The sequence below is a fragment of the Enterococcus sp. DIV0421 genome (assembly GCF_051713745.1).
Lineage (GTDB): Bacteria > Bacillota > Bacilli > Lactobacillales > Enterococcaceae > Enterococcus_D > Enterococcus_D casseliflavus.
The window spans coordinates 1,142,765-1,156,411 of sequence record NZ_JBIOQM010000001.1; the positions used below are offsets into that span (position 1 = coordinate 1,142,765).

14 protein-coding genes are annotated in these 13,647 nt (G+C 41.3%); 3 read left to right on the plus strand and 11 right to left on the minus strand.

All coding sequences use genetic code 11. The annotated features are described in order from the left end of the window. Positions 1–42 precede the first annotated feature (42 nt). A complete protein-coding gene (locus tag IGI96_RS05550) occupies positions 43–642 on the plus strand; it encodes a class I SAM-dependent methyltransferase (RefSeq protein ID WP_086337779.1) in 600 nt (199 codons plus the stop codon). A gap of 133 nt (positions 643–775) precedes the next feature. Here IGI96_RS05550 and IGI96_RS05555 read toward each other — a convergent pair whose 3' ends face one another. From IGI96_RS05555 to IGI96_RS05575, 5 genes are all read right to left on the minus strand, one after another. Further along, on the minus strand, positions 776–2,233 hold the full coding sequence (locus IGI96_RS05555; RefSeq protein WP_086337778.1) for a 6-phospho-beta-glucosidase: 1,458 nt from the start codon (positions 2,231–2,233) through the stop codon (positions 776–778). After that, positions 2,220–3,065 (minus strand): MurR/RpiR family transcriptional regulator, encoded by an 846-nt coding sequence (locus tag IGI96_RS05560; protein WP_217809232.1) that lies wholly within the window; start codon positions 3,063–3,065, stop codon positions 2,220–2,222. Before IGI96_RS05560 ends, IGI96_RS05555 begins: the two co-directional genes overlap by 14 nt. A gap of 26 nt (positions 3,066–3,091) precedes the next feature. After that, positions 3,092–4,435, minus strand: coding sequence for a PTS sugar transporter subunit IIC (locus IGI96_RS05565; RefSeq protein ID WP_086337776.1), 1,344 nt, complete (start codon positions 4,433–4,435; stop codon positions 3,092–3,094). A gap of 244 nt (positions 4,436–4,679) precedes the next feature. Next, entirely contained in the window at positions 4,680–4,976 is a 297-nt protein-coding gene (gene macP / locus IGI96_RS05570) for a cell wall synthase accessory phosphoprotein MacP (protein WP_005227820.1), read from the minus strand. Continuing rightward, the gene (locus IGI96_RS05575; protein ID WP_086337775.1) at positions 4,969–5,547 is read right to left on the minus strand and encodes an NUDIX hydrolase; all 579 of its coding nucleotides are present in this window, start codon (positions 5,545–5,547) and stop codon (positions 4,969–4,971) included. The genes macP and IGI96_RS05575 overlap by 8 nt, the downstream gene beginning before the upstream one ends. Before the next feature lie 218 nt (positions 5,548–5,765). Here IGI96_RS05575 and IGI96_RS05580 point away from each other — a divergent pair, with 218 nt between their 5' ends. Both IGI96_RS05580 and IGI96_RS05585 read left to right on the plus strand, forming a co-directional pair. Continuing rightward, positions 5,766–6,407, plus strand: coding sequence for a 5-bromo-4-chloroindolyl phosphate hydrolysis family protein (locus IGI96_RS05580; RefSeq protein ID WP_010749055.1), 642 nt, complete (start codon positions 5,766–5,768; stop codon positions 6,405–6,407). 97 nt (positions 6,408–6,504) lie between these two features. Further along, on the plus strand, positions 6,505–7,698 hold the full coding sequence (locus tag IGI96_RS05585; protein ID WP_005227814.1) for a toxic anion resistance protein: 1,194 nt from the start codon (positions 6,505–6,507) through the stop codon (positions 7,696–7,698). Between the two features lie 102 nt (positions 7,699–7,800). Here the strand turns inward: IGI96_RS05585 and IGI96_RS05590 are convergent, their stop codons facing one another. From IGI96_RS05590 to IGI96_RS05615, 6 genes are read right to left on the minus strand one after another with little or no spacing between them, the layout of a single operon-like run. Continuing rightward, on the minus strand, positions 7,801–8,718 hold the full coding sequence (locus IGI96_RS05590) for a D-ribose ABC transporter substrate-binding protein (protein ID WP_074934049.1): 918 nt from the start codon (positions 8,716–8,718) through the stop codon (positions 7,801–7,803). A gap of 18 nt (positions 8,719–8,736) precedes the next feature. Further along, positions 8,737–9,690 (minus strand): ABC transporter permease, encoded by a 954-nt coding sequence (locus IGI96_RS05595; RefSeq protein WP_086337773.1) that lies wholly within the window; start codon positions 9,688–9,690, stop codon positions 8,737–8,739. Between the two features lies 1 nt (position 9,691). After that, positions 9,692–11,176 (minus strand): sugar ABC transporter ATP-binding protein, encoded by a 1,485-nt coding sequence (locus IGI96_RS05600; RefSeq protein WP_034857601.1) that lies wholly within the window; start codon positions 11,174–11,176, stop codon positions 9,692–9,694. Between the two features lie 19 nt (positions 11,177–11,195). After that, complete coding sequence (rbsD, locus tag IGI96_RS05605) at positions 11,196–11,591, minus strand: D-ribose pyranase (RefSeq protein ID WP_086337772.1); 396 nt, start codon at positions 11,589–11,591, stop codon at positions 11,196–11,198. Beyond that, complete coding sequence (gene rbsK, locus IGI96_RS05610; RefSeq protein WP_034857599.1) at positions 11,566–12,471, minus strand: ribokinase; 906 nt, start codon at positions 12,469–12,471, stop codon at positions 11,566–11,568. The genes rbsD and rbsK overlap by 26 nt, the downstream gene beginning before the upstream one ends. Continuing rightward, the gene (locus IGI96_RS05615) at positions 12,464–13,450 is read right to left on the minus strand and encodes a LacI family DNA-binding transcriptional regulator (protein ID WP_086337771.1); all 987 of its coding nucleotides are present in this window, start codon (positions 13,448–13,450) and stop codon (positions 12,464–12,466) included. Before IGI96_RS05615 ends, rbsK begins: the two co-directional genes overlap by 8 nt. Positions 13,451–13,647 lie beyond the last annotated feature (197 nt).

The following is a 13,647-nucleotide window of genomic DNA, read 5'->3' on the forward strand; positions in this document are numbered from 1 at the left end:
GACGAAACGAACAGTTTTTTGTCATTATAAAAGGAGGCACTTATGTCTGAAATTTTCAACGCCATGGCAGCAAAATACGATACCCCTGAACGGATCGCGTTAGCACAATTAGTCACCCAAACCCTTGAACCTTATTTTAAAGACAACCAGCACCAAACTCTGATCGATATCGGCGGCGGTACCGGCCTAGTAAGTCTGCCCTTAGCAGCTTATGTCCAGCACTTAGCCATCTGGGATACTGCCCCTAACATGATCGAGGTTTCTGAAAAAAAAATCAACCAACTGCAGCTGGCCAATGCTTCTGCAACTGTCCACGATCTGCTGCAAGAATCCTTACAAGCAAAAGCAGACGCGGTGCTGCTATCCCTCGTCTTGCTGCATATTCCTGACACAGCCGCTATGATGGAAAAACTATACGCCTTGCTACAGCCAGGAGGAACCCTTTATCTAGTGGATTTCCTCAAAAATCCCGCCGTGTCTCACCCGCTCGTTCATAATGGGTTTGACCCTGCCGCATTGACTCAACTGGCAGAGACGACTGGGTTTACTGCCACTTCCTTTACCGTTTTTCATGAAGCGGATCATTTGTTCATGAATCAGCCAGCTGCCATGTTTTTAGCTATTTTGAAAAAGCCGATATAATAAAAAAGCTATACATACATTTTCTATATGTACAGCTTTTTCATTTTCTTGGAAAGATCCATGCAGACGGATAAGCGATCACTGCTATCTCTTTGCTTTCTTCAGTCCCATTTCTCCTTTATTCTTAATTTTTTTAGAGCTCTGCACCATTCGATGCAATTACTTGTTTGTACCAGTAAAAAGATTTCTTCTTATATCGTTTGTAAGTACCTTTCCCTTCATCATCTGCATCAACATAGATAAATCCATAACGCTTGCTCATCTGATTGGTAGAAGCACTCACTAAGTCAATACACCCCCAAGCTGTATAGCCCATTAAATCAACACCATCCTGAAGAACTGCATCTTTCATTGATTGGATGTGCTGCTTGAAGTAATCTATCCGATAATCATCATTTACTGTCTGTCCATCAAAAACATCATAAGCACCTAATCCATTCTCGACAATAAATAACGGTTTTTGATACCGATCATATAAATCCACCAACGATTTTCTGAGTCCAGCAGGATCAACCGACCAGCCCCAATCGCTTGTTTTTAAATAAGGATTTTTAACACCTGAATAGATATTTCCTCCCCCTTTATTCTCCTTTTCTGGATCAGCACTTGCACAGGATGAAGCATAATAACTGAATGATACAAAGTCACACGTATTTTCCTTTAGAATTGTCTTATCCTCTTTTTCCATCTTTAGTGTGATTCCTTTTCCAGCTAACTGTTCTACAAGAAACCTTGGATAATAACCCCTTACTTGTACATCAGAGAAAGCAAAAACCTCCCTCTCCCTTTGTTGTGCTAACAAGACGTCATTAGGGTGACAGGTGAATGGATAAACCGTACGCTTTGTGATCATACACCCTACCTTCGCCTCTTTTCTCTTTTCGTGAATCATCTTTGTTGCTAATGCACTGGCAAGAAATTGATGATGCATTGATTGATAAATCACCTCAGTCATATCTTGTCCTTCAAAATATTCTTCAATGATGGCACCGGTCGTGAGAGGGTGCCGGCTCATACTGTCAATTTCATTAAAAGTAAGCCAATATTTCACTTGGTCACGAAATCGGCTAGATACGACATCCACAAAATTCATAAAAAATCCGATTGTACGTCTATCATACCAGCCTTTATATTCCAGTGCTAAATGGAGCGGCGGTTCATAATGACTCAAGGTTACTAACGGCTCAATCCCATATTTTTTACATTCTTCAAAAACAGATTCATAAAACTTAAGTCCTTTTTCATTCGGTTCTTTTTCATCTCCTTTAGGAAATATTCTTGTCCAAGCAATTGAGAGGCGCAACACCTTAAACCCCATTTCTGCCATTAGTTTAATATCTTCTTTATAATGCTGATAAAAATTGATGCCTCTTCTTTTGGGATATTTACTTACATCCTCATCCAGCATCGCCTCTTTAATATCTTTTAAGCTATATGAATTATGCTCTTTATATTCAAAATTAGAAAGCTCAGGTTTATAGGTGGCAATATCACAAACAGATAATCCTTTTCCGTCTTCATTATATGCGCCTTCAATCTGATTTGCTGCAGTTGCTCCGCCCCATAAAAAATCCTTTTTAAAATTCTCCATTAAAGTCGATCCTCTCATAATACTTTTTGCTGATCATTTTTTCTACAAAATCTAAATTTTTTACAAACAGTAAAGAATAGATCACATCTAAAACATACTGTTCCGCCATAACAAACTGGGTATTTGAAAATTCTTTTGTTGTATAAGTTGGTACGATATATAGAATTTCATTGCAATATTCTCTGATTTCTTCACTCACCTGACTGCATATCAAAAGATTGGGAATTCGATTTTTTTTAATATATTGAGCAGCCTCTATCACACTCTCGTTTTTTCCACGATGAGACAAAAAGATCGCAAATACTTCTTGGTTTCTCAAAATAAGCGAATCAATCATTTGATAATGAATGGAATCCATTGTTTTACATGGAATACCAAGTTCTTCTAATTTATAGGAAAAAATTTCTCCTACTGCTTTATTGATTCCTGTAGCAAAAATCAATACGTAGGCATTTTGGATCAGTTCTGTTGTACGTTGGAGTACCATCTCATCCATCGCAATTTTTGTATACCCGATTGCTTTCTCATAAACAAAGGGTAATCCATCAAGAATTTCTTGAATACTAGTACTACTGTCGAATGGGGTGGTCTTTTTGCCATTATCTAAGCGCTCAATATCTTTCAATTCTTTGAGAAATGCACTTTTAAAGTCTGTAAATCCATTAAAAGATAGTTTTTTGCATAAGCGCGTAACAGTCGCCATCCCCACATTGCATTGTTTACTCGTTTCTTTAATCGTTGATTGAGCAAAATGTCTAGGATACTTCAGAATAAAATCTCTAACAATAGACTCGCTAAAAGTAAAATTCTTATAATTCTTCAAATACTCCATGATCATTCGCTCTTTCCCCTTTTGTTTTAATTAATGGCTTGCTTTTCTTTCAAGATTCGATGCTCGTTGCCAACTTCAGATATGTCCGCCAGTTCCCGTTGCTCTTCTTTTAAAGCATTGTTATCTAAAATTCTAAAAAATGGATAATAGACACCGATCTGAATAACTAGCGCCAGACAAATCGCTAAGGCAAACATTGTTCCGCCTCGAAGAAATCCTGCTACAGGATATGGAATAACCCAAGCCACTGAAACAGTTGGATTAAAATTATACGAATTGATCCAGCCTAAAGCAACGAATGCCATTCCTACAAATGAACCGATAATTGGTGCAAGGACGCTTGGAATCAAAGTCAGTGGATTAAACATCATGGGAACGCCGAATACCAGCGGCTCATTGATATTAAAAATACCTGGAATCAAAGATAGCTTACTGATTGCTTTAAATCGTGCACTTTTTGCTTTCAGCATGTTGATATTAAAGGCTAAGGTAGAACCTGTCCCACCAATCAAGCCAAAGGAAGTCATAATTGCAAAAGCCAAATACGGTAACTCTTCTCCGGCAATAAATGCGTCAACATTCGCAGCAGTACAGGCAATACTTATTGGGAAAAAGATCGCATTCAACGGACTTGGATGTACACCAAAAAACCAGAACAGCGCACGCATGACGCAATAAATAACTGGTGTCCACATACTTTGTCCAAAAATTGCTAACGCCGGCTTAGTCAGCATTTCAAAAAATAAATCAAATACATTTCCAAAATCCGTAAGGAACAGTCCCCATTTAAATAAGAAAGCGATGCCAAAAATAATCATAGAAGCCACAATTGGATTCATTGCTTCCACCACCATAGGAGGTACTTGCTCCGGCATCTTTATTTTAATATTTTTTCGAATTAAGAAATGATAGAATCCTGCAGTTCCGATGCCGATTAAAATAGCCAAAAAAATACCATTACTTCCTAAATATTCGCTCAACAAAGCATTTACTGTCACATTCTCGATAGTAATCGATTGCGGCATAAGAATGATAAATACAGCAGTTGATAAAATCACTGAAGCTTTCGGATCTTCTTGAAGATTCTTTGCATAACTGTAGGATACCGCAATTACAATATAAATAGCTAGCAGACTCGTCGTTGATAACAATAATTCATTTGCTGGCTCAAGAATTTTGATATTCTCTAGAAATCGTACCCAGGGATCGATTGGCAAATTAATTAAAATTGAAACTACACTTACCCCAATAGTCAGAGAAATGATTCCCAGCATTCCTTGGGAGATCGATTGAATCACTTTATTACTAGACAGCTTTTGTGCAATCGGCTGAAGACTCTTATCTAAAAGAGTTGTTACTTTGGCAAACATCTTTTCCACCTTCTTATTTAGGTTTTTAACTTGATCAAGTTGAGGTCATTGTATCAAGTGCAGAAGATGGTCACAATATAGTTGAGAGGAATAGACAATAATTACCACATTTTCCTATTTAAGCGCTTCATTAACGGAAATAATTACCAGTAATCTTGATTAATTTACAACTTTTCTTCATTTAAACACGCAAAAAACTCTATCAGACAGGCATTTAGCCCATTCTTCTGATAGAGTTCAAGAATCACAACAAAAAGATCGCCAAGCCGACGACGACTAACAATAAAGTGACGATCACAATGGCTTTCATTAAAAAACGGTTCAAATCCCGAGATTTCTGGTTCTCACCGGCACGGGTCTTCGTGATTTCTTTGTTTTTCTTGCGCACTTTGCGGTAGTGGTTATCAATTTGTTTTTCTTTTTGTTTCCATTCTTTCTTGCTTTGCTTTTCTACGATTTGCTGATTGCGTTCAGCTGCTGCTTGTTCTTCTTCGCGTCTGCGTCGAAGCTCACTGCGGGTGATCAATGGTTCTTTAGGCAAGTCCGTTCCTCCGTTTCAATTCCAGCAACTTCCAAAATTGGATCGCAAACACGGTCTTCGCATCACAGATCGTTCCATCAGCGATAGCGGCTTGTGCTTGCTCTAAGGTCAATTCATAGACTTCCAGCACTTCATCTTCGTCTTGCGGTAAGGGATTTGTCACTTTTTCCAGCTCTTTGGCATAATAGACGTGCAAGAGCTCATTAGCAAAGCCTGGTGAAAGGTACATAGAAGAAACGTGCTCCAGCGTTTTTGCACGATAGCCGGTCTCTTCTTCTAATTCCCGGGCGCCAGTCAAATCTGGACGAGCGCCTTCTCCTGGATCGATTTTTCCTGCTGGTATCTCTAAAATCACTCGCTCTAACGGTTTTCTGAATTGGCGAACGAACAGCATTTTGTTCTCACTTGTCAAGGCGATCACGGCAACACCACCAGGGTGAAAGACTAGTTCGCGTTTACTGGTCCCGCCATTTGGCAAGGAGACATCATCAACGACCACATCAATGATCTTGCCATGGAAAATTTCATTCCGTTGGATCGTTTTTTCTTCAAAATCTTTAAATTCTAACATCTATCGACACCTAACTTTCCTCATACGTCTTATCTATCAAACACTTTAGCATAATTTAGAAAAAATATCTTCTTAAGAAATAGCAAGAAAGCTTATGAATTTACTAAAAATCGGAAAATCCACCCCAAGTCTGATATTTTTCTTTTAGTGAACATGCTAAAATAAAGATGTCGAATAACCCAATCTACTTGTCCAAGAGATTTTTAGGAGGAGGAAAAATGAAAAAAAACATCTGGCTGATCGTTGGTGCGATCGTCCTCATCAGTATTATTTTTAACGTAGTAGGCGACTCATTTGCGAGCCTATTATTAATCGTCGGTGCGATTTTAGTCTACGTCGGTATTAGAGGGCGTAAAGTTCCAGCAGCCGATCCACAAGTTTTGCCTTCTTTAACGAGAGAACGAGAAGCCCATTACTTGAAAAGCGGAATGACTGCTCGTGAGATCGAATTGTTCCGTGAAACGATGAATCAGACGAAACACCAAATCGATAAATACCAAAAAAATATCACTAGTAATAACAAGTTAAAAGCCATTGACTTGCGTCACGATGCCTTGCGTGCCTCAAAAGCTCTTTTCAAAGAACTCGTGAAAGAACCGACCAAACTGCCTTTGGCAAGTCATTTCCTTTATACACACTTGCCCAACATGGTCGATTTGACCGATAAGTTCATTGAAATCAATAGCCATGAGATCAAAAGTCGTGAGACCTATGATAAAATCGAGGAAAGCACCCAAATCATCGAGCAAATGGCTTCCTTGATCGCCAAAGACTACTCCCAATTTGTAGCAGACGATCTTGATGACATGGATGTTGAGTTATCCATTGCCAAACAAAGCATAAAACGAGATAATGAATAGGGATAGATTCTGATTGGCAACAAGAAAAGAATCTAAAAAAAAATCTAGCCCAGGCTAGATTTTTTTCGAAAGCAGACAATTATTAGGAGGAGTTATTATGAGTGAAACACCAAATCAAGTAAAACCCGTAACGGATACGCTTGACGATTTATTGAACAACCCATTTTCAACCCCTGTCGACACTTTGACCACCACTCAACAAGCGGAAATCAGTCAGCTGAAAGAACAGCAAACGGCACCGCGTTTGATTGATAAATTACCGCCAGAGCGTCAAGCACAGGCCCAAGAATTAGCCAGCAAAATCGATGCGACCGACCAGCAAGCGGTCATCACCTATGGTGCAGCTGCCCAAACCAAACTTGGAGAGTTTTCCCAATCCATGTTGAACCATGTCCAAGCAGCTGATATCGGCCCTGTGGGCGACTCATTGACGGAGTTGATGTATCGCTTGCAAGAAGCCAATCCAGACGAACTGCGTGCAGGGGAAGGCAACTTATTCAAGCGAATGTTTGGTAAAGTAAAACAATCCATTTTTGAAATCACCGCTAAATACCAAAAAATTGGTGCCCAAATCGACAAGATCGCCGTCAAATTGGATAAAGAAAAAGACGGGTTGCTAAAAGACAACATGATGTTGGAACAGTTGTATCAAAAGAACAAAGATTACTTTGATGCATTGAACATCTACATTGCCGCTGGCGAGTTGAAGATGCAAGAATTGCAAACCAAAATCATTCCTGAAGCCATGAAAAAAGCAGAAGAAACGAATGATCAAATGGACGTACAGATCGCCAACGATTACACGCAATTTCTTGATCGTTTAGACAAACGAACTCATGACTTGCGCTTGGCACGTCAAATCACGATCCAACAGGCACCGCAAATTCGCCTGATCCAAAACACGAACCAAGCGTTAGCAGAAAAAATCCAAGCTTCTGTCAATACAGCGATCCCACTATGGAAAAACCAAGTGGTCATTGCCTTGACTTTATTGCGTCAAAAAGATGCAGTTACGGCACAACGCCAAGTTTCTGAGACCACCAATGATCTATTGAAGAAAAACTCAGAAATGTTGAAAGTTTCTGCTATTGAAACAGCGAAAGAAAACGAGCGCGGCATCGTCGATATCGAAACCTTGCAAAAAACACAAAACGACCTTGTGGAAACGATCCAAGAAACATTACGGATCCAAAAAGAAGGAAAAGAAAAACGTCGTGCTGCCGAAGTGGAATTGGGTCATCTAGAAGAAGACTTGAAAGACCGCTTATTGGATTTAACCAGCAACAAGTAAGCGAAACGCCACACATGAAAGAAAGCCCCTCTTTGGTGACCTAAATGGTCAGCCAAAGAGGGGCTTTCGATGTTGAAAGTAGGAACTGCATTGAGCGTCTACCTATTTTTTCACCAACTCTAATGGTGAATCGATTTGTTCAGCGACTGTTTTTCCTTGGAAATGGTCAAACGCTGCCTGCAATGCAAGGCGGCCCATTTCTTCTGGTTTTTGAGCGATCGTTGCCGTCATTCTACCTTCTTCGATGGCTTTGAGTCCGTCTTCAGTACCGTCAAACCCGACAATCACTACGCCTTCTCGGTTTCCCATCGCTTCGGCTGCCCCTAAAGCCATTTCATCGTTTTGAGCAAAGACGCCTTGAATGTCATTGTTGGCTTGGAGGATATTTTCCATAACCGTTAATCCTTCTGCTCGATTGAAGTTTGCGGATTGCTTTTCAACAACATCCAGTTTGTCTTTAGCATAATCATCAAAGCCTTTTCCTCGCTCTCTGGTTGCAGAAGCGCCAGGGACGCCTTCAAGTTCTACCACTTTTGCGTTTTCCCCTAATTGTTCGAGAATAAATTCTGCTGCCATTTTTCCACCTTCTTCGTTATTGGAGGCAACCGTCGTCAAAAGCGTTCCTCCATCGCTACTACGGTCGATGGCAATAACTGGGATGTTGGCATTATTAGCGGCTTCAACAGCCGGGACGATAGCAGCAGAATCAACGGGATTGATCAAAAGCACATCCACGCCTTGTTGGATCAAATCATCAATATCATTGCTTTGCTTGGCAGTATCATCTTGGGCATCAACAAAGCGTACATCGGTGTCATTTTCCTCAGCCAATTGATTGATCCCCTCTTGCATGGAAACAAAAAACGGATTATTGAGGGTGGAGATCGATACACCAACTGTCAATTCTGAAGCTGCTTTTTCCTCACTTTGTGTCTCACTACTGCCACCGTTGTCCAATGTTGCCGCTCCACATCCAGAAAGTACCAATACGCCTGCTGCCAATAAAAACATTTTTTTCATAATAGATCCTCCTATTTTTTATTTCCTTTTCCGATCCAGTAACACTGCAATTACGATCACGATCCCTTTAACGATTTGTTGATAAAAACTTGAGACACCCAATAGATTTAGACCATTGTTCAACGTACCAATGATCAATGCCCCGATCAACGTGCCAAAAATTCTGCCTCTTCCACCAGATAAGCTCGTACCACCTAAAACGACTGCTGCAATCGCATCCATTTCATAGGCTTGCCCTGCTGTTGGTTGCGCAGAATTCAACCTAGAAGTGATGATCATGCCACTGATTGAAGCCATCAATCCGGAGATCGAATAAATGATCAGTTTTATCTTATCGATTTTCACCCCAGCAATAAAAGCGGCCTTTTCATTGCCACCGATGGCATAGGTTTTTCGTCCGAAGGCGGTGCGATGAAGCAACAAGAACAAAAGAAAGAACACGAGAAACATCAATACGACTGGAAAAGGAATCCCGAAAAGATACCCACGACCAATAAAGCTGAATAGAAAGCTGTCACCTAGTCCAGTGATTGGATTTCCATTGGTGTACACTAAGGTAGCGCCCCGATAGATCGTCATCGTTGCTAAGGTTGCGATAAACGGCGCCATTTTTCCTTTTGAGATCAGTAGTCCATTCAACGCACCAAGGATCGCTCCGCTTAGTAACCCAATCAAAATAGCGACTAAAGGTGACACCCCATTGGCCATCATTCCTGCTGTCAAGGCACTGGAAAGTGCCAAGGTGGACCCTACAGACAAATCAATGCCCCCAGTCAAAATGACAAAGGTCATTCCGAATGCAATAAAGCCATTCGCTGCGACTTGCCGCAAAAGATTCAACAAATTACTGGGTGATAAAAAGCTTGGATTTAAGGCAGTGACAGCAGCCACTAGAGCAATCAAAGCGAGTAAAGGTCCCAATTTACTAATTGATTCCGAGAGTTGTTTTGTTTTCATACCACTTTTTTCCATATTAGTTTCCTCCTGTCGCATACGTCATGATCTTCTCTTGTGTGGCTTCTTGCCGAGAGAGTTCCCCTGATATTTTTCCTTCGTGTAAAACAATGATGCGATCGCTAACACCTAGCACTTCTGGTAGATCACTAGAAACCATCAAAATCGCAATACCACGTTCCGCTAACTCATTCATCAGCTGATAAATCTCTCGTTTGGCACCAACGTCTACTCCGCGTGTCGGTTCATCTAAAATCAATACTTTTGGTCCGACACCGATCCACTTCGCCAAAACCACTTTTTGCTGATTTCCACCAGAAAGCTCGCTGGCTAAATTCTGGGCACTCATCGTTTTGATGCGTAAGCGCTCGATCATTAACGCAACGAAACTGGCTTCAGTCTTGCTATCGACCATGCCTGTTTTGACAAAATTATCAATGCTGGGCAAACTGATATTATCGGTCAGGGAAAAGTCTAAGACCAAGCCTTCCGTTTTCCGATTTTCTGTTAGAAAGCCAAAGCCATTGGCGATTGCCTTTGAAGGCGAAGAATTTTTCACTTCTTGCCCTTCGACGATTAAGGTACCGCTTTCAATTTCATCTAAACCAAATATTCCTCGCATGACTTCTGTGCGTCCAGCACCCATTAAACCTGAGAACCCAAGGATCTCACCTGCTCTGACTTGAAAATTGATGCCTTGGTAAACTTTAGAAGCGGCTGTTAAATTTTTTACTTCAAAAACGACTTCACCGATCTGCGCTTGTTTTTCTGGATAATAATCAGCTAACTCTCTACCGACCATTTTCTTCACGACCTCTTCCATCGTTGTATCCTCCGTCTTTTTCGTATCGATCGATAGACCATCCCGCATCACAGTGATCTTGTCACTTATTTTGAAAATCTCCTCCATTCGGTGAGAGATATAAACGATCGCTACGCCGTTTTCTTTCAAGCGACGAATGATTTGAAACAAATTATTAATTTCCTTATCCGACAAGGCAGCAGTCGGTTCATCCATGATCAACACCTTGGCATCAGTCATCAGCGCTTTCGTGATCTCGATCATTTGCTGTTGCCCGACTGAAAGTTCATCCACTTCTTTTTGAAGGGGGATCTGAATCCCTAACTGTTCAAAGACTGCCTGCGCTTTGCTTGCCATTTTCTTCGTATCTAGTAGCCCAAAGGTGGTTTTCAATTCCCGATTCAAGAATAAGTTATCCAATACAGTCATCTGTTCCCAGTTATTCATTTCTTGATGGATAAAGCTCACACCGGCTTGTTCGGCTTCCTTCGGATCGGCATAGTTCGTTTCTTTACCATCGATCAAAATCGTCCCTGCATCTTTGGCATGTAACCCAGTTAAAATGTTCATCAACGTTGACTTGCCTGCCCCATTTTCTCCCATTAGGGCATGGATTTCTCCAGGGTACAATGTTAGTGAGACATCTCTTAACACTTGATTCTTCCCAAAGGATTTCTCAATATTGCTCATCTCGACTTGCACATGATTTCCTCCTGTCTCTTTAGAAGATAACGGCTGCTTGTAAAATAATGTTTGAATAGGGTGTCGCTTCCCCTGTTCGAATAATGGCTTTGCTTTCCTTTGTTTCTTCTTTGAATGCCTCATGTGGAACAAAACGAATCGGAACATTCGGGAACGTTTTTTGAATCAATTGCCACTGCTCCGCATTCTCCGTTTTTATTTCCTCTGCTAAAACGATCACCTCGACTGCCATCTCTTGTTGCATTACTAATAACACCTCTTCAAAACTCGGACTACCTAGTTTTAATGCCAGATCGATTTTTTTCACCCCTGTGGGTACTGGCAACCCCAAGTCCCCGATCGTAAGCTGATCGGTGTGGCCTAAATCCGCCAATAATTTGTCGATCTCACTATTTAATGCCCCATGCTTCTTCATACAATGGACTCTCCTTCATTTCCTTTAATGTAGGCATTCCGCCTTGAGCACCATATCCTTTGACGGAGATTGCTGCTGCTAAGTTGGCAAAGGCAATGGCGTTTTCTAAGGGAACACCTGCTAAAATCCCTACTGCTAATGCACCATTGAAGGTATCACCAGCTCCCGTAGTATCGACCGCAGCAACTGGAAAGGCAGGAACTAAGACCTCGGACTTCCCGTTGTGGAAAATCGCTCCTTTGGCACCTAGGGTAACGATCAATCGATTAGGGTAGGCTGCTAAAACGTCAGCAAGCTTTTGATTGGGGAAAAGTAACTTAAACTCATGTTCATTAGGGGTCAGATACCCCACCTTAGATAACATACGCGGATTGAGCTTTCTCGCAGGTGCTGGATTATATAAAACAGGGATTTTTGCTTCCCAACACCAGTCGATGATGGCTTCATTGGCTTCTTGGGGAATCTCGTTTTGCAAAATCACTAAATCAGCCTCTGTGATGTTTCCTTTTATTTCGGAAAAGCGAGCTAAATCAAGCGCATTATTGGCGCCAGGTATGACAATGATGCTATTGTCATTTTCATGCAAAATGATATGCGCGGCACCAGATGGAAAATGTGTAACGGGTTCCACATTCTCCGTAGAAACGCCGTTCACGTTTAAGTTTTCGACGATTTCATTTCCGAAGCGATCGGTTCCTACATGGCCTAGCATTGCTACTTCTGCGCCTAAACGGCTAGCGGCGATGGCTTGGTTTGCTCCTTTGCCGCCAAAATTCGTGTCAAATTTTTCCCCAAAAACCGTTTCTCCTTGATTGGGTTTCACCTTCGTAGTGACTACAAAATCTGTTGCCATACTACCAATGACGATGATCTTATTCAATTGGCGTTCCTCCATTTCTTACTGTCTCTCTTTCTTCTAAATGAACAGGAAGGATGATTTTTTTCTGTTCAATAAATTGATCGTTGATCAATGCAAAGAGCATTTCTGCTCCTTTGTAACCTACTTGATAAGCAGGCTGATGGATCGTCGTCAAGCGTGGCACCACCAATTTACTGATGGGAATATCGTCATAGCCGATCACTTGAAGTTGTTCTGGGATCTTTACGCCATGATGATAAGCCTCTTGCATGATGGCAATCGCATGGGTATCACTTGGGGCAATCACACTATCGACAGTGGGATGTTCTAAAAAAACTTGTTTCGCTGTCAAGGTCGCATCCTCTAAGAGAAAGGATGTGGATTTCACTAGTGCATAAGGAACTTGTGCTTTTTTCAATGTGTATTCAACACTCAATAAACGATCCCGAGCACGGGTGACAGATTCAGGCCCAGCAATCACGACTACCTTTTTGGGGTCACCTTTTAAGATCGCTTTAGCAGCAAGTTCGCCGCCTTGAAGGTCATCCGAATAAACCCCATATTCGACATCTTGATCGATCCGATCCAAGACGACCGTCGGAATATTGCTTTGGGTACGATTTTTATTTTCGACAGCGGAAAGAATCCCCGCCACATTGTTTTGCTCAAACGCACGTAAATATTCATTGGCTTTCTCATTGTCTTCTTGAATGTTGCCAAGGATGACTTGATAGCCTTTTTTTTGTAGAAAGTCTTCGACGCCTTTGGCTACTAGCGGAAAAAACGGGTTGGATATATCTGGAAGTAGCAAACCAATCAATTTTGACTTTTTCTGATACAGTGAACGTGCGACTTCATTGGGGGAATAATTCAATTCATTGATCGCCTGATGGATTTTCTCACGGGCTTTTTCGCTCACATAGCCAGTCCCATTCATGGCTCTTGAAACTGTCGCCACGGAAAGTCCAGCTAAATGGGCGACATCTTTAATTGTTGGCATGTTGCTCCCCTCCTGTGTAACCGATTACACACCTATCATAGCCGAACTTTGTGAAAATTGCAAGGAGAAATAAAAAAACTTTTTTCCCTTGGTGTCCCCTTCTCCTAAAAAATGCGTTTTGCTGCATAAATAGCCGCATTTCGAGAAAGCGAGACTTTCTCGAAATGCGGCAAAAGATTTGATGAGCGCAGCGACAT